Origin of the sequence: Bacillus sp. SIMBA_154 (genome assembly GCF_046536015.1) — a bacterium.
Classification (GTDB): domain Bacteria; phylum Bacillota; class Bacilli; order Bacillales; family Bacillaceae; genus Bacillus; species Bacillus pumilus_P.
This window is the reverse complement of record NZ_JAWJBV010000365.1, coordinates 1-261: the sequence shown is the minus strand read 5'-3', so window position 1 is coordinate 261 and position 261 is coordinate 1. Positions and strand designations below refer to the sequence as shown.

Here is a 261-nt window from a genome sequence, read left to right as displayed (position 1 = left end):
GGGAAACCCCCAACTACCATCGGCGCTGAAGAGCTTAACTTCCGTGTTCGGTATGGGAACGGGTGTGACCTCTTCGCCATCATCACCAGACAATTTAGTGACAAAAGATATTATACTATGTATTGAAAATAAATCAAGAGATATTTTAAAAATGTTCTCTCAAAACTAGATAACAACGTTCAAACTTCACATTAGAATATAGGTTAAGTCCTCGATCTATTAGTATCTGTCAGCTCCACGTGTCACCACGCTTCCACCTCA

General features: G+C 40.2%; 1 rRNA gene. It reads right to left on the bottom strand.

The features are described from left to right. A 5S ribosomal RNA gene (rrf, locus tag R0K30_RS22390) occupies nucleotides 1-90 on the bottom strand; the annotation flags it as partial. Nucleotides 91-261 lie beyond the last annotated feature (171 nt).